This is a genomic window from Subtercola sp. PAMC28395, assembly GCF_018889995.1.
In the GTDB taxonomy this organism is placed as follows: Bacteria; Actinomycetota; Actinomycetes; order Actinomycetales; family Microbacteriaceae; genus Subtercola.
In genome coordinates this window covers 425,578-442,922 of the sequence record NZ_CP076547.1, presented here as the reverse complement: position 1 = coordinate 442,922, position 17,345 = coordinate 425,578, and the positions used below count along the sequence as shown (strand labels likewise).

General features: G+C 65.7%; 19 protein-coding genes. 6 read left to right on the top strand and 13 right to left on the bottom strand.

Features of this window, described 5'->3' with window-relative positions:
* Window positions 1-54 precede the first annotated feature (54 nt).
* On the top strand, window positions 55-558 hold the full coding sequence (locus tag KPL76_RS02170; RefSeq protein WP_216334780.1) for a sigma-70 family RNA polymerase sigma factor: 504 nt from the start codon (window positions 55-57) through the stop codon (window positions 556-558).
* The gene (locus tag KPL76_RS02165) at window positions 555-1,478 is read left to right on the top strand and encodes an anti-sigma factor (protein ID WP_216334779.1); all 924 of its coding nucleotides are present in this window, start codon (window positions 555-557) and stop codon (window positions 1,476-1,478) included. The genes KPL76_RS02170 and KPL76_RS02165 overlap by 4 nt, the downstream gene beginning before the upstream one ends.
* Before the next feature lie 66 nt (window positions 1,479-1,544).
* Here KPL76_RS02165 and KPL76_RS02160 read toward each other — a convergent pair whose 3' ends face one another.
* Entirely contained in the window at window positions 1,545-2,156 is a 612-nt protein-coding gene (locus KPL76_RS02160; protein WP_216334777.1) for a histidine phosphatase family protein, read from the bottom strand.
* A 164-nt stretch (window positions 2,157-2,320) separates the two neighbouring features.
* Between KPL76_RS02160 and KPL76_RS02155 the strand changes: the two genes are divergently transcribed.
* Window positions 2,321-2,626: an ATP-dependent DNA ligase gene (locus KPL76_RS02155; protein WP_205106822.1), complete on the top strand. Its 306-nt coding sequence runs from the start codon at window positions 2,321-2,323 to the stop codon at window positions 2,624-2,626.
* A gap of 40 nt (window positions 2,627-2,666) precedes the next feature.
* On the opposite strand, the gene KPL76_RS02150 is transcribed toward KPL76_RS02155, so the two are convergent.
* Both KPL76_RS02150 and KPL76_RS02145 read right to left on the bottom strand, forming a co-directional pair.
* Window positions 2,667-3,377 (bottom strand): GAF and ANTAR domain-containing protein, encoded by a 711-nt coding sequence (locus KPL76_RS02150; RefSeq protein WP_216334775.1) that lies wholly within the window; start codon window positions 3,375-3,377, stop codon window positions 2,667-2,669.
* A 17-nt stretch (window positions 3,378-3,394) separates the two neighbouring features.
* On the bottom strand, window positions 3,395-4,123 hold the full coding sequence (locus KPL76_RS02145; protein ID WP_216334774.1) for a GAF and ANTAR domain-containing protein: 729 nt from the start codon (window positions 4,121-4,123) through the stop codon (window positions 3,395-3,397).
* Window positions 4,124-4,299: 176 nt separating this feature from the next.
* On the opposite strand from KPL76_RS02145, the gene KPL76_RS02140 reads away from it, so the two are divergent.
* From KPL76_RS02140 to KPL76_RS02130, 3 genes are read left to right on the top strand one after another with little or no spacing between them, the layout of a single operon-like run.
* The gene (locus tag KPL76_RS02140) at window positions 4,300-5,121 is read left to right on the top strand and encodes a putative protein N(5)-glutamine methyltransferase (RefSeq protein WP_216335922.1); all 822 of its coding nucleotides are present in this window, start codon (window positions 4,300-4,302) and stop codon (window positions 5,119-5,121) included.
* A 7-nt stretch (window positions 5,122-5,128) separates the two neighbouring features.
* On the top strand, window positions 5,129-6,610 hold the full coding sequence (locus tag KPL76_RS02135; protein ID WP_216334772.1) for a glutamate decarboxylase: 1,482 nt from the start codon (window positions 5,129-5,131) through the stop codon (window positions 6,608-6,610).
* Between the two features lie 43 nt (window positions 6,611-6,653).
* On the top strand, window positions 6,654-8,084 hold the full coding sequence (locus KPL76_RS02130) for an ATP-binding protein (protein WP_216334770.1): 1,431 nt from the start codon (window positions 6,654-6,656) through the stop codon (window positions 8,082-8,084).
* Here the strand turns inward: KPL76_RS02130 and KPL76_RS02125 are convergent.
* The 10 genes from KPL76_RS02125 to KPL76_RS02080 all read right to left on the bottom strand — a co-directional run bounded on the left by KPL76_RS02125 (window position 8,074) and on the right by KPL76_RS02080 (window position 17,246).
* Window positions 8,074-8,358, bottom strand: coding sequence for a GNAT family N-acetyltransferase (locus KPL76_RS02125; RefSeq protein WP_216334768.1), 285 nt, complete (start codon window positions 8,356-8,358; stop codon window positions 8,074-8,076). The two genes, KPL76_RS02130 and KPL76_RS02125, sit on opposite strands and share 11 nt — an antisense overlap.
* Before the next feature lie 152 nt (window positions 8,359-8,510).
* Window positions 8,511-9,425, bottom strand: a complete 915-nt coding sequence (locus KPL76_RS02120) for a MetQ/NlpA family ABC transporter substrate-binding protein (protein ID WP_216334766.1) — start codon at window positions 9,423-9,425, stop codon at window positions 8,511-8,513.
* A gap of 215 nt (window positions 9,426-9,640) precedes the next feature.
* On the bottom strand, window positions 9,641-10,423 hold the full coding sequence (locus KPL76_RS02115; RefSeq protein ID WP_216334764.1) for a methionine ABC transporter permease: 783 nt from the start codon (window positions 10,421-10,423) through the stop codon (window positions 9,641-9,643).
* Window positions 10,420-11,520, bottom strand: a complete 1,101-nt coding sequence (locus KPL76_RS02110; RefSeq protein WP_216334762.1) for a methionine ABC transporter ATP-binding protein — start codon at window positions 11,518-11,520, stop codon at window positions 10,420-10,422. Before KPL76_RS02110 ends, KPL76_RS02115 begins: the two co-directional genes overlap by 4 nt.
* Window positions 11,517-12,896, bottom strand: coding sequence for an LLM class flavin-dependent oxidoreductase (locus KPL76_RS02105; RefSeq protein ID WP_216334760.1), 1,380 nt, complete (start codon window positions 12,894-12,896; stop codon window positions 11,517-11,519). The genes KPL76_RS02110 and KPL76_RS02105 overlap by 4 nt, the downstream gene beginning before the upstream one ends.
* Before the next feature lie 261 nt (window positions 12,897-13,157).
* Window positions 13,158-14,057: a hypothetical protein gene (locus KPL76_RS02100; RefSeq protein ID WP_216334757.1), complete on the bottom strand. Its 900-nt coding sequence runs from the start codon at window positions 14,055-14,057 to the stop codon at window positions 13,158-13,160.
* Window positions 14,054-14,677, bottom strand: a complete 624-nt coding sequence (locus KPL76_RS02095) for a MerR family transcriptional regulator (protein WP_216334755.1) — start codon at window positions 14,675-14,677, stop codon at window positions 14,054-14,056. Before KPL76_RS02095 ends, KPL76_RS02100 begins: the two co-directional genes overlap by 4 nt.
* A 122-nt stretch (window positions 14,678-14,799) precedes the next feature.
* Window positions 14,800-15,774: a carbohydrate kinase gene (locus KPL76_RS02090; RefSeq protein ID WP_253202117.1), complete on the bottom strand. Its 975-nt coding sequence runs from the start codon at window positions 15,772-15,774 to the stop codon at window positions 14,800-14,802.
* Between the two features lie 24 nt (window positions 15,775-15,798).
* Entirely contained in the window at window positions 15,799-16,104 is a 306-nt protein-coding gene (locus tag KPL76_RS02085; protein ID WP_216334753.1) for a putative quinol monooxygenase, read from the bottom strand.
* Window positions 16,101-17,246, bottom strand: coding sequence for a LacI family DNA-binding transcriptional regulator (locus tag KPL76_RS02080; RefSeq protein WP_216334751.1), 1,146 nt, complete (start codon window positions 17,244-17,246; stop codon window positions 16,101-16,103). Before KPL76_RS02080 ends, KPL76_RS02085 begins: the two co-directional genes overlap by 4 nt.
* Between the last annotated feature and the right edge of the window lie 99 nt (window positions 17,247-17,345).

The window sequence follows — 17,345 nt, the reverse complement described above, 5'->3', positions numbered from 1 at the left end:
GGGTGAACTTTCTTGGCCGGCATCTCGTATGTACTGGTGGAGGTGTGAAGAGTCGTGGATGATCAGGCCGAGCTGTTGCGCACGCTCCACGACCAGCATGCCCCAGCGCTCTACCGTTTCGTCGTTCGACTGACCGGCGACAGGGCGTGGGCAGAAGACGTGGTGCAGGAGACCCTGTTTCGGGCGTGGCGCAGCCCCGCGATCATCCAGAACACCGGCACGGGAGTGCAGGCATGGCTGTTCACGGTAGCGCGCAATCTCGTCATCGATGAATTCCGCAGCGCCCGGTCGCGAAACGAGATCGGTACCGACGTTCTGCCCGAACGGGCGAGTGCCGATCGCACCGACGAGCTGCTGCAGGCCTGGCTGGTGGCCGACGCCCTGACCGACCTCACTGCGGAGCACCGTGAGGTTCTGGTGCAGGCCTACTACGGCCAGAAGTCGATCGCCGAACTGAGCCAGCTTCTCGGCATACCAGAGGGCACCGTGAAGTCACGCCTGCACTACGGACTGCGTGCGGTGAAGCTCGCGCTGCAGGAGCGGGGGGTGACCAGATGACAGAGCCAGGTGGTGGCAGCGGTCGTGAGGGCCCCGACCTGTACGACTTCGCCGAAGACCCCTACGCCGAAAGTGATGCAGCCTACGTTCTCGGTGCGCTGTCGCCGAGCGAACGGCTGCTCTTCGAGAGGCATCTGACCGGATGCCCGGCCTGCCGGGAGCGCGTCGGTGAGCTCGTCGGGCTTCCCGGGTTGCTTGCGTCGGTCTCGGCCGAAGAAGCGCTTGCGGGCGAGACGCGCGGCGAGATCCACGATGAGGGCGAAATCGCCGGTTCCACAGCGGTCGATGCCACAGCCGTCGATGTCGGCCCGATCGATGTCGGAACGGTCGACGTGCTGCCACGACTTCTGGGGCGGGCACGTCGCCGCAGAAGGATGACCCGCCTGCGAATCGGGGCTGCGGCGGGGCTGGCCGTGGCCGTTGCGGCAGGGGTGGTGACTCTTCTGGTCGTCATGTCACCTCCCGGCAGGGCACTGCCCGAAACGGCACTACCCGATGCTTCGACGGGAACAGCACTCCCCGTGTCGCCCAGCACCGAGCACGTGCAGCTGGTCTCCGTTCAGCCGAGCCCGCTCAGCGCGGAGGCCTCGTTCACTCCGCTGCCGTGGGGCACCCGGATCGACTGGACCTGCACCTACAGTGACCAGGCCAGCCAGGCGGCTGGCAACCCTGCCTCCCGCGCGCCTGAAGAGACTTCTGGGCAGAAGTCCAGCCTGCCGCAGGCGGGCGGGTATTCGCGGGGGTACGCGATGGTCGTCACCGCTGCCGATGGCACACGCACGCAGGTCGCGACCTGGACTGCGGGGCCCGGCACCGAGGTCACGCCGACCGCCACCACGAGCATCCAGCTGGCCGACATCGTGGCGGTCTCCATCGTCGCGTCAGACACCGGTCAGATCCTGCTGGGTTCTGATCTGTAGCTCGGCAGGGAGCGGTCGTGCATTGGGCCCGTCATTCCGGGCCTCGCGCGTTTGGCTGCCGGTTGGTCAGCGGCCGGGAGAGACCGGGGCCCGGTGGTGGTAGTGCTCGCCGTTCACGATCGTCGCATGCCACTCGTGAGGGCCGTCTTCGCGGGCGGTGTGCAGCAGCACGCTGTGGGCTGCGTTCGAGATCGTGGTGACTTCTGCGCCAGTGAGAGCCGTCATTGCTATGCGGATGAGCGTGCCGTGAGCGACGACGATGATGCGTTTGCCGTGGTGTGTGGTGACGATGTCGGTGAGGGCAGTAGTCGACCTCCTCGCGACTTCGAGTTCTGTCTCTGCCCCGGTGAATCCTCCGGGAATACGAAGAGCGGTGAGTTCCTCGGAGTCCTGCAGGCCCTCCGCTGGGCCATAGTCACGCTCGACCAGTGCCGGGAACTCGGCGACGACGTTGATGCCGAGTTCGCTGCCCAGTATCTCTGCGCTCTCGCGGGCCCGCGACAGTGGTGAGCAGACGATGAAGTCCCACTCGTCGACCTGCATCGCCCGAGCGGTGGCGCGTACCTGTTCGCGGCCGGTGGCGTTCAACGGAATGTCGGATCGGCCCTGGATGCGCTTCTGGGCGTTCCAGGCCGTTTCGCCGTGCCGAACGAGGGCGAGGGTGGTATGCGGTGTCACTCCCCAATTCTCGCACTCTCTGCGTGATTCCGACTCGGTAGCGTAGCATTCCGCTCCGGTCAAGCCCCTGACTCGATAAGACGTTCCGTGATCTGTTTGAATAGGGTCTGTCTGTAGCTACGCGGGGAATCGCCCTTTGAGCAACAAATGGAGGCGTTGGGCTTGTGGGCAAACTGATCTACGGCAGTTCTGGGATCGAGGTCGTCTTCGACGACCGGGCACTGGCTCACCTGCAGATCGTCGTCGGCAACAAGCTCAGACGCCGTGAGAGCTTCTTCTTCTCATGGAAGGATGACGCCGAAATGGGTTCTGGCCGCAGCAGCCTGTGGCTCGACCCATCCATTCCCCTGTACTTCAAGTATTTCGGCAGCAAGGTTCCGGTGGTGAACCGGGCCTGGATCCAGGTGCTCGCGGATTCGGCCAACAGTGGTGCGGGCCTGCACTACATTCCGGAGCCCACCGACTCCTAGCTGGTCGACCCGGCGGCTCCGAGGTGGGCAGTATGCCGGGTCAGAGAGTCAGCGTGCGATTGACGATGTCAGCAGCGACTTCGCTGAGCGGCCTCCGTGCGTTCCGGGCATAATTCCTGATCAGAGCGAAAGCCTCGTTCATCTCGACGTGCTTGACGTGTGAGACCACACCCTTGGCCTGTTCGATGACAACCCTGCTGTCGAGCGCTCGCTGGAGCTGCTCGCGGGTGTCTTCGCTCTGGCGGAGAGCACGCTCGTGCACGATGCCGATCGTGGCCATGTCGGCGAGCGCCTGCGCGGCGGCGGCGTCGGTCTCGTTCAGTTCGCCGGTGGCGTCGCTGAAGAGGTTCAGCGCCCCCATTGTGAAACCACGCAGGCGAAGCGGAACGGCATGCACCGAGAGAAAGCCGAGGTCGAGAGCACCGTCGCGAAAGGCGAACCAGTCCGGCCGGATCTCACGGATGTCGGGAACCTCGACGACTTTGCCGGTGAGGTAGCACTCGACACAGGGTCCGAGACCGGCCCGGAGCTGGAGGATCTCGAGCAGTCGACTTCGTTCGCTGGTCGAGGCCATCACTTCGAGGACCCCGTTCTCGTCGGCCAGCAGCAGGCCTACTGCGGCAGCGTGGAGCACGGTCGCACAGGTGTCGACCAGCGTCTGCATCAGATCGACGACGTCGTAGCCGACGACGAGAGTATCGGCGAGCGAAACAAATGAGGCTGCGAGCAGTCCTTCTCGGGATTCCGTCATGACGGACTCACCCCTCTCTACGGCTGCGCTCGGTCGTGGGTGAAATCGAGACGGCGTGAGACCACATCGTGGGCGACTTCGCGCACGCTCCGCCCCGATGCGAAGGCGTGCGCTCGCAGCAGGAGGAGGGCATCTGTTGACGAGACCTCCAACTGGGCGATGATCATCCCGGTTGCCTGGTGAACCTGCTTGCGCGAGAAGCCAGGGCTCGGGTCGCTGTCGACGTCGGCGATGTTCACCGAATCGTCGGCCAGTACTCTGCGCAAGACCTGCCAGGCCGCTATCTCGGTAAGAGAGACCACGTCGGAGACCTCGGTCTCGGACAGCGTGAGTGGTTCGTGCGAGTACAGGTCGATCGACCCCACGTCGAGCCCGCCCAGCGTCAGCGGAAAGGCGAAGAGCGCACCGATCTCGTACTCGCGGAGTGCTTTGGCGAAGACGGGCCAGGCCGGATGCTCGGTGAGCGCGAAACTCGGGGAGAGTACCGGCGCCCCCGTCCGTAGCGCCTGCCAGCAGGGGCCCTCGCCGAGGTCGATCTGCAGTTCGTCGATCACAATGGCCTTGGGGTCGGTCGCGCAGATGGTGGAGGTGCCGAGGCGACCGCTGCCGATCGTCGACACTGCCGCGCCTGTGACGGGCACGACCCGCAGGAATGGCCGGCAGAGGCTCGCCTTGCCGTCTCCTTCGTGTGCGCGCGAAAGTTCACTGTGTGCGAGAAGGTACGCCTCGCGATCGTTCCCGCTCATGGTGCGCGCCGCAGGCTAATCGCGGTACGGGGATTTGACCATGGCGATGCCCGCGACGATGCCGGTGATGGCGACCCCGACAGAGAGGAAGGCGAGCAAACCGAGCAGTACTTCTGGCATGTCGTTCTCCTTGAGCGAGTGCGGGTGAATCCAATTAAAGTGGCAGCGTGCCAGTTATGCAAACGGAGCAGGAATTCGCCCAGGTGGTCGCGCGTCTCCGTGAGGCAGGATGCGTCTTTGCCGAAGAAGAGGCGGCCCTGGTCGCCGAGGCCGCGGAGTCGCAGGGAGGGCTCCGAGAGCTGGTCGACAGGCGGGTCGGCGGGGAGCCGCTGGAGTACATCCTCGGCTGGGCGGAGTTCTGCGGGCATCGCGTCGGCGTGCAGCCAGGGGTGTTCGTTCCGCGGCGGCGGTCGGAGTACCTGGTCGAGTTGGCTCTGGAGGAGAGCCGGGCATCCGAACCGCTCGTAATTCTCGACCTGTGCTGCGGTTCGGGCGCACTCGGGCTCGCTGTTGCCCTCGAGCGACCGGATGCAGTGCTGGTCTCGGTCGACGTCGACCCCGCGGCCGTCGCCTGCGCCCGGCGCAACCTGGCGGGGATCGGTGAGGTGTTCGAGGGTGACCTGTTCGACGCTGTGCCCGAGAGCGTGAGGGGCCGAGTCACGACCCTGCTGGTCAACGCCCCGTACGTTCCCACGGAGTCGATCGCGCTGATGCCTCCGGAGGCGCGGTTGTACGAGGCTCCCGTCGCCCTCGACGGCGGGGGCGACGGTCTCGACGTACAGCGACGAGTGGCGGCGGGCGCAGCGGACTGGCTCGTGGGAGGGGGGAGCCTGCTGATCGAGACGAGCACGTTGCAGGCCGAGCGAACAGCTGCGCTCTTCGCCGCGGTGGGGCTCGAGATCCGGATCGAGCACTCAGGGGAGTACGGTGCGACTGTCGTGATCGCGACGATGGGCCGATCATCCATTGCGCCGGGTGGTGGCCACCTGCCAGAGTGAGGTCATTATGAGCCAGACGACGACGACACCGGCATCAGACGACCAGCAGAACACGACACAGTCGCACGCTCCGCGGCCACACAGGGCGCGCGCTCACCCGACACGACCCGGGCACGTGGGAACCTCGGGCCAGAACCAGCTGAACCCGATCTTCGCGCGCGAGGGCGAAGCCACGGATTTTCCGCAGAACACGCTTCCCGACGCCGAATCACTGCCGGAGACGGCGTATCAGATCGTGCACGACGAGGCCATGCTCGACGGCAATTCGAGGCTGAACCTCGCCACCTTCGTGGGCACGTGGATGGATGAGCAGGCCACGCGCCTGTACGCCGAGACCGTCGACAAGAACATGGTCGACAAAGACGAATACCCGCAGACGGCCGCGATCGAGACGCGCTGCTGGAAGATGCTGTCGAAACTGTGGAATGCGCCCGACCCCGACAATTCGATCGGAACCTCGACGATCGGGTCGTCGGAGGCCTGCATGCTCGGTGGGCTCGCCCTCAAGCGTCGCTGGCAGCAGGCTGCCAGGGCTGCAGGGAAATCGACCGAGCGGCCGAACCTGGTGCTTTCGAGCGCGGTTCAGGTGTGCTGGGAGAAGTTCTGCAACTACTGGGACGTCGAGCCGCGTTACGTGCCCATCACCGATGAGCACAAGGTTCTCGACGGGTACGACCTGGCGTCGTACGTCGACGAGAACACGATCGGCGTCGTCGCGATCATGGGAGTGACCTACACCGGCATGTACGAGCCGGTCGCCCAGATCGCGGAGGCCCTCGACCGAATCCAGGCGGAGACGGGGCTCGATATTCCGATCCATGTCGATGGTGCGTCTGGCGGCATGATCGCGCCGTTCCTCCAGCCGGAGCTGGTCTGGGACTTCCGGCTCGATCGGGTGGCTTCGATCAGCACCTCGGCTCACAAGTACGGGCTCGTGTACCCGGGTCTCGGCTGGGTGATCTGGCGCACGATCGACGACCTGCCGAAAGACCTGATCTTCGACGTCACGTATCTCGGTGGGCACATGCCGAGTTTCGCGCTCAACTTCTCGCGCCCCGGCGCGCAGGTGCTGCTGCAGTACTACCTCTTTCTGCGGCTGGGCTGGGACGGGTACTACAAGGTGCAGAAGGCCTCGCACGATGTGGCGGTGTTCCTCGCCGGCGAGATCGGCGCGATGCCTGCCTTCGACCTCTGGAATGACGGCACAGACATTCCGGTCTTCGCCTGGCAGTTGGCTGCGGGGCACACCGAGAACTGGAACCTCTACCACCTGTCTGAACGACTGCGCCTGAAGGGCTGGCTCATCCCCGCCTATCCCATGCCCGACAATCTCACCGACGTGGTGGTGCAGCGCATCGTTGTGCGCAACGGCCTCAGCCTCAACCTCGCCGAGAGCCTGATGGGCGACATCAGGGAAGCGGTCGACTATCTCGACCGGCTCGAGTCGCCTATGCCCACCGAGGGAATGGTGTCGTCGTTCACGCACTGACGAGCCAGTGCGGGCAGGGCACCTCTGGCGGTAGGGTCTTCGCATGACTGACACTGTCGCACTCCAGCCGGCAACGCCCGGGGCCTCTGGCGTCTCTCTCGACGGCCGCACCTTCACCTTCGAGGTGTCTAGCGAGACCTCGTTCATGCCGGGCGAATTCGTCACCCTGACTTCAGCGTCGGGCGACGTCGCAGTGGGTCACGTCGAAGCGCATTCGGTTACGGCCTCGGGTGGCACGACGGGGTTCGGCCGCCTGCTCGGCTCCGTGCATCCGGATGCCCGGCTCGACCCGCGCGGTGCAAAGCCGTTCGAGTCGGCGGTTCTGGCCGCGGCCGACACCGCCGTGCTCGAGCTCGTGCACGAATCGGCGAGGGCTACGCTCGCCGTGGGCACGCTGGCCAGCTATCCAGGTGTCGACGCCCGCCTGCTTCCTCACCGGTTCAACCGGCACACCTTCTGGTGCGGGCAGAGCGGGTCGGGCAAGACCTTCGCGCTCGGCGTTCTGATCGAGCAGCTGCTCTCGCACACCGATCTGCCGGTAGTGATCTTCGACCCGAACTCGGACTTCGTGAAGCTCGACCAGGTGCGCCCGGGTGCCTCGGACGAGGAGGCCGAGCTTCTTCGTTCGAGGTCGATCAGGATCCTGCGGCCCGGGGGCGACGGCGAGCACCTGCGCGCCCGGTTCACCGCCCTTCCATTCCCGGTGAAGGCGGCCCTGCTGCGCCTGGACCCCCTGCTCGACCGCGACGAATACAACACGATGCTGCACCTCGACGGAGCCTTCCAGAGCGAAGACACCGCGGCTCTCATGCGGCGACTCCTGGGGTCGGAGGATCCGGCCAAACACGCCCTGGCCCTGCGCATCGACAATCTGAATGTGCTCGCCTGGAGCGTGTGGGCGAGGGAGGAGACGGCGGCCACCGAGGTCATCGTCGACCGCCCCAACGCCACCGTGCTCGACCTCGGCGGGTTCGAGTTCGCAGAGGAACCCCTGATCGCGGCACTGTCGGTGCTCGACGACCTGTGGGCGCGCCGCGAAGAGCGCAGGCCGATCCTCATTGTGATCGACGAAGCCCACAACCTCTGCTCGCCCGATCTCACCTCGCCGCTTCAGGTGGCGATCAGGGAGCAGATCATGCAGATCGCCGCAGAGGGCCGGAAGTTCGGCCTGTGGTTGCTCTTGTCGACGCAGCGCCCGTCGAAGGTGCACCCGAGCATCATCTCGCAGTGCGACAACCTCGCGCTCATGAAGATGAGTTCGCCGCTCGACCTCGAGGAACTCGGAACGATCTTCGGCTTCGCGCCGGCGGCGCTCGTCTCGCAGTCGCCGAACTTCCGCCAGGGCGAGGCGCTCTTCGCGGGCGGCTTCGCGCCGGCCCCGGTGATCGTGCAGGTGCGCGACCGCCTCACGGTTGAAGGTGGCGTCGACGTTCCCGTTCCGCTGAGGGCTCCTGTCGTTCCCGTCAGCGGGTAAGCAGCGCCTGGCGCTCCGGATGCTCGTCGAACCATTGGCCGACGTACCAGCACATCGGAATGACGCGGAGCGTCGAGCTGTGCTCGACGTCATCCATTGCGAAGGCGACGACTTCGCCGGCCAGCCCCTGGCCCCGGAGCTTCGGGTCGGTGAACGTGTGGGTGAACGAGATGCTGTCTGCCCGCTCGATGTAGTCGGCTGCGCTGGCGAGGGCGCCGTCGAGGCGAAGCTCGTAGCGGTGGCGCTCCGTGTCGTGGATGAGTTCGCGTGCCATGCTTCCCAGCCTAGGACGGGAATAGGGTCAGCTGCCCGAACCGCCTCGGATCACGCGTGGAGAGACGCGAAGAGAGACGTGGAGCGCAAAAAGGCGGGGCGTACGGCCGGCTGTGGCCGTGACGCACACCCCGCACTCGGGTTGCGAGAGTGTTACTGGCTGAGCGGGAGCAGAATGCTCTTCACCGAAGGGTCGGTGGCGAGGAACGTCTGCACGGCCGGGTCCTGGAACGCGGCGACCAGCTTCTTGATGTTGTCGCTGTTGGCGAAGTTGGAGCCGATGGTGAGCTGGCCGGCGAACTCGTCGGGAGCCTGGGGTGCGAAGATCTGCTTCTCGATCGGGATGTTCGCGGCGAGGTAGTACTCGGTGTAGCCCACGGCCGCGTCGAGGTCTGGCAGGGCGCGTGACTGCGCCGCGAAGTCGAGCAGGGTGAACTTCAGGTTCTTCGGGTTGGTGGCGATGTCGGCCTGCGTCGCGGTGCCCTTGCCGGTACCGGGCTTCAGCGTGATGAGACCCGCGCTGTCGAGGATCCAGAGGCCCTGCGCCTCGTTGGCCGGGTCGGAGTACAGCGAGATGGTGCCGCCCTCGGGGATCTGGCTGACGTCGGTGTACTTGTCGCTCCAGAGCCCGAAGCCCCAGCGGAAGACGGGCGTTGCCGCCTCCTCCTTGAAGTCGGGGTTCGCCTCGAGAACCTGGCCGAGCCAGAGCTTGTGCTGGTAGACCGTCGCCGCAACTTCGCCGTCGCTCACGGCGCGGTTGATCGTGTTGCTGTCGGAGAGGCCCTTGAACTCGACCTTGATGCCGTACTTCGGGGCGACGTTGGCCGCGACGAAGTTCACCAGGGCCTGCTCAGAGGCGTTGCCCTCTGCGGTGGCGACGTAGAGGGTCGCTCCGGCGGTGTTGTTGGCCGAAGCCGAGGGGCTGAGCAGGGGGATGGTGACCGCGGCGACGACGCCGACGACCACGATCGCCCCACCGGCGATCCAGGGCCACTTCTTGCGCTTCTTGAGTTCGAATCCGTGGCCGGTTTCGGCGGCCGAGGGGGTGGTGGAGGGTGTTTCAGACATGGCTGTAGTGCCTTTCGGGCTGCTGTGGTTTACAGGAGGGTAAGGATTGGGGTGGGGTGGAGCGACACGGAATAGTCAGCACGCAGGAGCACGTGCAGGCTGCACGCGCCGGGCCGAGTGGACTGTTCCGTTGCGGGGGATGGCGGTCGGTGAGCGACCGCTAGAGCATCAGGTGGGACGGGCGACATCGTGATGAGGTCACGACAATCGCGCGCTCAGACGGGCGACGCAGCATTTGCAGCCTCGATATCGATGCGGGCGACCCTGCGGGCGAAGCGGCGATCGCTGGCCGTCGAGCTGTGCGGGGTGGTGAGGCGCACGAGAGCGTCGCCGACCAGCTGCACCGCCGCGACGAGAGCGACGAGGATGATGATCGTGGCGAGCATGACCTGGTTGTCGAAGCGCTGGTACCCGTAGGTGATGGCGACGTAACCGATGCCCCCGGCGCCGATCGTTCCCGCGATCGCTGAGTACTCGATCATGGCGATGGTGTTGATTGTGAGTCCACCGATGAGCGACGGCACCGCTTCACCGAGCTGCGCCGTGCGGATGATCTGGAAGCTCGAGCCACCTGAGGCCTTCGCGACCTTCACCAGCGACGGCGGAACACTGCGCAGCGAGTTCTCGACGATGCGGGTGAAGAACGCGATGCCCGCGACCGACATCGGCACCACGGCAGCCGCGATACCGATGTTCGTGCCCGTGATGAGCCGGGTGAACGGAATGATCGCGACCATCAGGATCAGGAACGGCAGCGACCGCCCGACACTCACGATCCAGCTCAGCGCGCTGTGCAGGGCAGGGTTCGGAAAGAGACCGTCACGGGCGAGATTGTGGATGATCGCCCCGAGTGGCACGCCGACGACGACCACGATCGCCATCACGATGCCCACCATGATCAGTGTCTCGCCGAGCGCGGGCAGTACGAGTGCCGGGATCTGCGCGAGTGGCACGTCGTTGTTGGCGAGCACGGCGCTCGCGAGAGTCGCGGCGCTCATGCGGCGAACTCCTTCTCGGAATCCGCTGCGCGAGCCGCAGCCGAGCTGCGTAGCGAAACCTCGTCCTCGTGCGCGGGGGTTCCGACCCGGCCTTCGGCGTGCTCGACCGGCGATTCGGCAGGCGTGAGCCGGGCATCCAGACCCAGCCGCCGGGCAGCGTCGATGACAGCCTGCTGGCTCGAGGCGCGGAGCCCCACGCTGGCGTGCCCGACGATGGCCCCGTTGATGGTCTCGATCGACGCACCGAGCAGAGAGACGGGGGTCGACAGTTCGTTCGAGAGGCGAGTGACCCAGTCCGAGGGAACCCCGGCCGAGGTGTAGCTGACGAACCAGGTGGTCTCGTCGATGCCGGCGTCGAGGGCGGGTTTCGCCGGGTTGAGGGCCCTGCCGAGTTCAGAATTCGGGTCGCGCAGCAGGTCGACGACGCGGCCCGATTCGACGATGTGGCCGTGGTCGAGGCGGGCGACGGAGTCGGCGACCTGCAACACCGTCTGCATCTCGTGGGTGATGAAAAGAATGGAGAGGCCGAGGTCGTCGCGCAGCTCTTTCAGCAGCGAGGTGATCGAGGTTGTCGATTCGGGGTCGAGGCCGGAGGTGGCTTCATCGGCCAGCAGAACCGTCGGCTTCAGGGCGAGAGCCCGGGCGATACCCACGCGCTGGCGCTGGCCGCCCGAGAGCTGGTGCGGAAAGTAGTCAGCGCGTGCAGAAAGCCCGACACGGTCGAGCAATTCGGCGACACGCTTCTTCGAGTCCCGGCGGGTGACGCCGAGATAGCTGAGCGGCAGGGCGATGTTGTCGGCTGCCGTGCGGCGGCTGAACAGCCCGTCGGACTGGAAGACGGTGCCGATGCGGCGGCGTGCGGCGCGCAACTGCGCCTCGCTCAGCTGCGACAGGTTCTCGCCGTTCACCACGACAGAGCCGGAGGTGGGGCGCTCGAGAAGGTTGACGCACTGCGCCAGAGTGCTCTTGCCCGCTCCACTCGGGCCCACGACGGCGAAGATCTCGCCAGGAGCCACGCTGAAGTCGAGGTTGTCGAGCACGGTCACGGCAGTGTCGCCGTGACCGTAGACCTTCGTCAGCTTCTCGAGAGTGATCACGTGACAGGCACCCCGACGCGATACTGGGCACCGAGGTGCTCTTCGGGCAGGCGGTCGCCGCGACCGTGCAGCTTGTTGCGCAGGGTGCCCTCGACGTAGTCCGTCTGATAGGCGCCGCGCTTCTGAAGCTCGGGAATGACGAACTCGACGACGTCTTCGAAGGTACCGGGCGTGATCGCGTAGGCGAGGTTGAACCCGTCGACGTCGGTGTCTTCGACCCATTCCTGCAGGTGGTCGGCGACCTCTGAGGGCGAGCCGACGACGAACGGGCCGAGGCCGCCGATCGCACCGAGCTTGGCGATGTCGCGCACCTTCCACTCGCTGCCGTCTTCGTTCGCGGCCTGGAAGTTGGCGACGGTCGACTGGATCGCGTTGCTCTTGACGTTGCCGATCGGCTCGTCGAGGTCGTATTGCGACAGGTCGATGCCCATCCAGCCCGACATGAAGACGAGCGCGCCCTCTTCGCTGGCGTAGCTGAGGTAGTCGGCGTGCTTGGCCTTGGCCTTCTCGGTCGTCTCGTCGACGATGATCGTGAGCAGCGTGTAGATCTTTGCGCTGTAGCGGTCGCGACCGGCCAATTCGAGGGCATCGCGGATCTTGCCGACGGTCTCCTTCAGCCCGGCCTTCGTCGACGACGCCACGAAGATCGCCTCAGCATTGCCTGCCGCGAACTCGATGCCGCGGGGCGAGGCCCCGGCCTGGTAGATCACCGGTGTGCGCTGGGTCGACGGCTCAGAGAGGTGGATGCCCGGAACCGTGAAGTGCGTGCCGTAGTGCCCGATCTCGTGCACCTTGCTCGGGTCGGTGAAGACACCTGACTCGCGGTCGCGAATGACGGCGTCATCCTCCCACGAGCCTTCCCAGAGCTTGTACAGCACCTCGAGGTACTCGTCGGCGACGTCGTAGCGCTCATCGTGCTCGAGCTGGTCGTCGTGGCCCATGTTGCGGGCAGCGCTCGGCAGGTACCCTGTCACGACGTTCCAGCCGACACGGCCGTTTGTGAGGTGGTCGAGGGTCGACATGCGGCGGGCGAACGGGTACGGATGCTCGTAGGCCGTGCCGGCGGTGATGCCGAAGCCGAGGTTCTCGGTGACCGCGGCCATGGCAGACACCAGGAGGATCGGATCGTTGACCGGAACCTGGGCTCCGTGACGGATGGCGGCCTCGTTCGATCCGCCGTACACGTCGTACGTGCCCAGCACGTCGGCGATGAAGATGCCGTCGAACTTGCCGCGTTCGAGGAGCTTCGCGAGCTCGGTCCAGTAGGAGATCTGCTTGTAACGCCACGACTGGTCCTGCGGGTGTCGCCACATTCCTGAGGACTGGTGGGCGACACAGTTCATGTCGAAGGCGTTGAAACGAATCTGTCGGGTCATGAGGCTATAGTGCGTGAGATCCGCGTGCGCTGCTCGCTCGGCTGCCACAAAGCGTCACATTCCCCCGCGCAGACAGTCCGCACGGCCTCCGCAGCGCAGGGTTTGCTGCGGTGGGGCGACGTGAGCGCGCATCCTCGACAACCCCCACGGCCCGACAGTCGAACGGGCGGAGGAGGGCCGATACCCCGGGATATGTGGCGGACGTCGGCCCAGCTCCGCCCGTTCTCACCAAGGCCGAGGTTTAGCACGTGCCAACGGGTGTCAGAGCCGGATGAGGGGAATTCCTGCCAGTGCCTCCCAGGTGACGAAGACGAGAGTGGCGAGGTAGGCGACCACCACGACGCGCATGACGGCGAGCCGAGTGCCCGGCGATAGAAGCGCCCGAATCCGCGTAGAGAGTAGTTCGAGCGCAGCTGCAATCAGCGGGATGATCTGCAGAGCGTGCATCCCGACGAAGTGGGGAATCCGCAGGTCGCCGCCCACGGTGCTCCATCCGAGCAGCGGCAGGCCGGGGCCGCCGTCTGGCAGGCCGACCGTGTGTGCGCCGACGATGCCGTGGTAGTCCGCCAGCTGCGCTGCCGTCGGGCTTGTCATCAGAAAGGCGAGTCCCATCCCGATGAGGGCGATGATCAGGCCGGAGCGGATGGCGAGGGTGCGGGCTGCGTCGCCGAGGTCGCTGCGGAACAGCAGCACGGCGACGGGAACCGCCGCGCTCCAGACGACGACGATCGAGACCGCCATCACCGCCCAGACGGCAGTCTGCAGTGGGGTCGACACGTTGAAATGGCTCGTGGTGTCGGCGGCGGCGGCCGCAACGATGATCACGATCTCGACGGCCAGGAAGACGGCAGCAGTCGTTCCTGCCCACCAGGCGACGCGCTGAACCCGTCGTGAACCCTTCACCAATCCGATGAGCCACGAGAGGGAGAGGGAGTAGACGAAGACCGAGACGGCGAACTTGAACGGCTTCGCCCAGAGGGCAGCCCCCGTGATGATTCGTGGATCGACGAAGATCCCGACAAAGGACCAGACGGCGAGTGCAGCCATGGCCAGCGACACCACGAGAAGAGGCCTGTGCCAGGTGACCCGACGCAGGGCCGCGTTCCGGAGTGTGGTCGATGGGGAGTGGGTAGCGGAGTGAAGATCGGTCATGGTGATCACGCGGTTCCTTCCGGTGAATAGCGCTGCTGGGTGACGTGCTCCTGGGCGATGCGGCGCAGAGCCGCGAAGAGTGCGTCGCCGAGAACGGTGCCGACGACCACCGTTTCGGCCTGGGATTCGCGTGACTGGCGCGTTTCGATCTCGTCGAGGTCGGCCTCGGCGGCGACCAGTGCGGCAGTCTTATAACGGCCGAACCAGCCCCGGTCATCCCGCTGGCCCACCGCGTCGAAGGTGCTGAGCACCCGTCCCGCAGCCAGGCGGCCGGGGTTCGCGGGCAAGTATTTCCAGTCCGAGACGAGAGCATCGATGCGCTGGAGGGCTTCGGGGTCGATCTGTTCGACGTCGAGGGTTTCGGAGACGGTGTTCTGCGCCACCGCGAACGTCTCGGCGAGCGAGGAGTCGGAGTAGATCGAGTCGATGACCTCGCGGGCAGACAGGATGCTCAGCCCGCCGACGTCGAGGAGTGCCCGAATGAGCCGCAAGCGGCGAACGTGCTCGTCGTCGTAGCTCGCCTGGTTGGGGCTGCTCGCGACGCCCGCTTGCAGCAGCCCCTCCCGCAGGTAGTACTTGATGGTCGCGACCGGCACCCCGGCCACCGAACTCAGTTCCGCCATTCTCATAACAGATACTTTAGCTATCCGATAGTGGCACTGTCTATAGTTCGTGGAGCACTTTCGGCGGAAGAGCGCGCGTCCGCCGCGCTGGCGTCGGCGGATTCCCTCTGCTCCGACGAAAGTCGGGTCTACGCGGAGACGTCGGCCAGATTCGGAGGGTTGGCGCCGGAGCGAGACACGGTGATGGCGGCGCAGTCGATGGCGAAGGTGCCGAGGCGAGTGAGTGTTTCGGCGGTGAAGGCCGAGCCGTCGACGAGGGATTCGGGCGCGGTGCCTTCGCCGAGCATCCGGAGCAGCGTGTGGATCGACGCGCTCATGAACGAGTCGCCCGCGCCGATGGTGTCGGCCACGACCACACGCCTGCCGGGCAGGTCGAGGGTCGCGAGATCAGAGACGAGCAGGGCACCGGATGCCCCGCGGGTCATGATCGCAAGCGCCGGCCCCAGCGTGAGAATGTGGCCGAGTACCTCGGACGGTGACAGAGCTGGGTACAACCATTCGGCGTCCTCGTCGCTGAGCTTCACGACGTTCGACAGTGCCATCAGGTCTTCTGCTGTTGCCCGGGCTGTCTCGACGGAGCCGAGCAGCGAGGGGCGGATGTTCGGGTCGAACGTGACGATCGTGCCCACGGGTGTCTCGGCAAGAAGGCGGCGGACGTCGGACGCGCCAGGGGTGAGGAACGCGGCGATCGAACCGGTGTGCACGAGGGCGGTTGCGGGCAGCTCTCCGACGAATTCGAGTGACCAGCGAATGTCGAACTCGTAGGTGGCTGCGCCGGACTCGTCGAGCAGGGCGGTGCCCGTCGAGGTCGGCTCGTCGATGATGGAGCCAGGAAAGAAAGCGACGCCCGAGGCTTCGATGTGTCGTTTCAGTTCACCGCCGCGTGCATCGCTGCCGATGCGGGTGACCAACTCGACGGCGTCGCCCAGCCGGGCCAGGCCGATGGCGACGTTCATGGGCGAGCCGCCGGGGTGCTCGGAGACACCGTTCGGACTGATGACGATGTCGGTGAGCGCCTCGCCGATCACGATCGCCGGCCCGGGCGTTCTGGCCGGTGCTGCTGAGGGTGCGGGCTGCGCGGCGGACTCTGGTTCAGGAGACACGGTGTCGGATCCTTTCGGCGATCATCAGGCGGGAAAGACGCCGATGGGGTCGAGCATGGTCAATTGTGACTGGCCGCCGGTGATGAGGGAAGTCAGCCTTCTGTTGAATTCGAGGCCGTGAGCGCTGGCGAGGTGCGCGTCGAAGGCGAGTTGGTCGCGGTAGAGCTCGTAGACGAAGACGGAGTGAGGATCGCTGGACAGGGAATGGGGGTCGAATCGCAGGTTTCCGGGTTCAGCACGCACGGCCGTCGCGAATTCGTCGATGAGCGCGGACACTGCGGCAGCGTTGCCGGCTGAGGCGGTGAACTCCGCGTAGAGGGCGATTGTCATGGCGAAGTGAGTGCTCTTTTCTGGGTGCGAAGCGGTGTCGCGGGTGCAGAGGGGGTTCGGATCACTGCGCCGGGATGGGCCGTGAGGTCGTCGACGGAGTGCCGTACTAGGAGTCTGGTCGGTAGGGTCACCGAGGTCTGTTCAGTCGATGGATCGGCGATCTGCGCGATCAGGTTGTCGACGGCTGCCTTGGCCATCTCCTCGATGGGCAGGTCGACCACGGTCAGGCTCGGGGTGAGCACAGTGGCCCAGGGTGCATCGTCGAAGCCGACGAGCGAGAGGTCCCGGCCGATGACGAGCCCCCGTTCCTTCGCCACCCGCAGTACGGCGAGCGACATGTTGCCGTTCGAGGCCAGCAGTGCGGTCGGTGGCTCCGGCGAATCGAGGATCGCGCAAACCGCGGTGGTTGCAGCATCGCCGGCATCGCCGCAGTATCGCACCCAGTCCGGGTCGACGCGAAGGCCCGACTCCGTCATCTCGGCGTAGTAACCCTCGACGCGATCGTGGATGGTCGAGATGAGGCCACGCGGCCGCTCGCCGGTCTCGCCCTCGAGATTCGCCGTCACAACGATCAGGCCGATCTTCGTGTGACCGAGAGAGTGCATGTGTTCGACCGCGTCGCGGGCCCCGCGATTGTTGTCAGCGGTGACACTGGGAATGCCCAGCGTCTCGAGCGAGCGGTCGAGAAGCGTGACTGGTTTGCCCTTGAGGTCGGATTTGCTGAGGAACTCGAGGTCGACCACGGCACTGGGCACGACGATCAGGCCGTCGACCTGCTTCTCGAGCATGACGCGAATCGATGCGCGTTCTGCAACCAGGTCTTCGTTGGTGTTGGTGACGAGCACCTGGTAGCCCTGCAGGCTGGCCGACTCGATGACGGATCGCATGGCCAGGTCGAAGACACTCAGGCCCACTTCGGCAATGATGAGCCCGAGGGTCTGTGTGCTGCCGGCCCGCATCGAGCGGGCGAGCACATTGGGCACATAGCCCAGCTCTTCTGCGCTCCGGAGCACTTTGGCGCGGGTCTCCGAATTGACAACCCCGTAATTGCTCAACGCACGGGACGTCGTGGCCCGGGACACTCCTGCGTGCCTGGCCACATCGCTGATCGTGGGGTGGGCTTCGTTACCCGATTGCTTCATGAGCTTTTTCCTGATGGTTTGACAGCGGAGATAAACGGTGTGATGATCATACCCATCATCACCGAGATCGATCTCACAACAAAACTGAGATCGATCTCA

Coding starts and splice junctions, on each gene's coding strand:
- KPL76_RS02165 (WP_216334779.1), top strand. CDS start 555: ATGACAGAGCCAGGTGGTGGCAGCGGTCGTGAGGGCCCCGACCTGTAC.
- KPL76_RS02150 (WP_216334775.1), bottom strand. CDS start 3,377: ATGACGGAATCCCGAGAAGGACTGCTCGCAGCCTCATTTGTTTCGCTC.
- KPL76_RS02145 (WP_216334774.1), bottom strand. CDS start 4,123: ATGAGCGGGAACGATCGCGAGGCGTACCTTCTCGCACACAGTGAACTT.
- KPL76_RS02140 (WP_216335922.1), top strand. CDS start 4,300: ATGCAAACGGAGCAGGAATTCGCCCAGGTGGTCGCGCGTCTCCGTGAG.
- KPL76_RS02135 (WP_216334772.1), top strand. CDS start 5,129: ATGAGCCAGACGACGACGACACCGGCATCAGACGACCAGCAGAACACG.
- KPL76_RS02130 (WP_216334770.1), top strand. CDS start 6,654: ATGACTGACACTGTCGCACTCCAGCCGGCAACGCCCGGGGCCTCTGGC.
- KPL76_RS02125 (WP_216334768.1), bottom strand. CDS start 8,358: ATGGCACGCGAACTCATCCACGACACGGAGCGCCACCGCTACGAGCTT.
- KPL76_RS02120 (WP_216334766.1), bottom strand. CDS start 9,425: ATGTCTGAAACACCCTCCACCACCCCCTCGGCCGCCGAAACCGGCCAC.
- KPL76_RS02115 (WP_216334764.1), bottom strand. CDS start 10,423: ATGAGCGCCGCGACTCTCGCGAGCGCCGTGCTCGCCAACAACGACGTG.
- KPL76_RS02105 (WP_216334760.1), bottom strand. CDS start 12,896: ATGACCCGACAGATTCGTTTCAACGCCTTCGACATGAACTGTGTCGCC.
- KPL76_RS02095 (WP_216334755.1), bottom strand. CDS start 14,677: ATGAGAATGGCGGAACTGAGTTCGGTGGCCGGGGTGCCGGTCGCGACC.
- KPL76_RS02085 (WP_216334753.1), bottom strand. CDS start 16,104: ATGACAATCGCCCTCTACGCGGAGTTCACCGCCTCAGCCGGCAACGCT.
- KPL76_RS02080 (WP_216334751.1), bottom strand. CDS start 17,246: ATGAAGCAATCGGGTAACGAAGCCCACCCCACGATCAGCGATGTGGCC.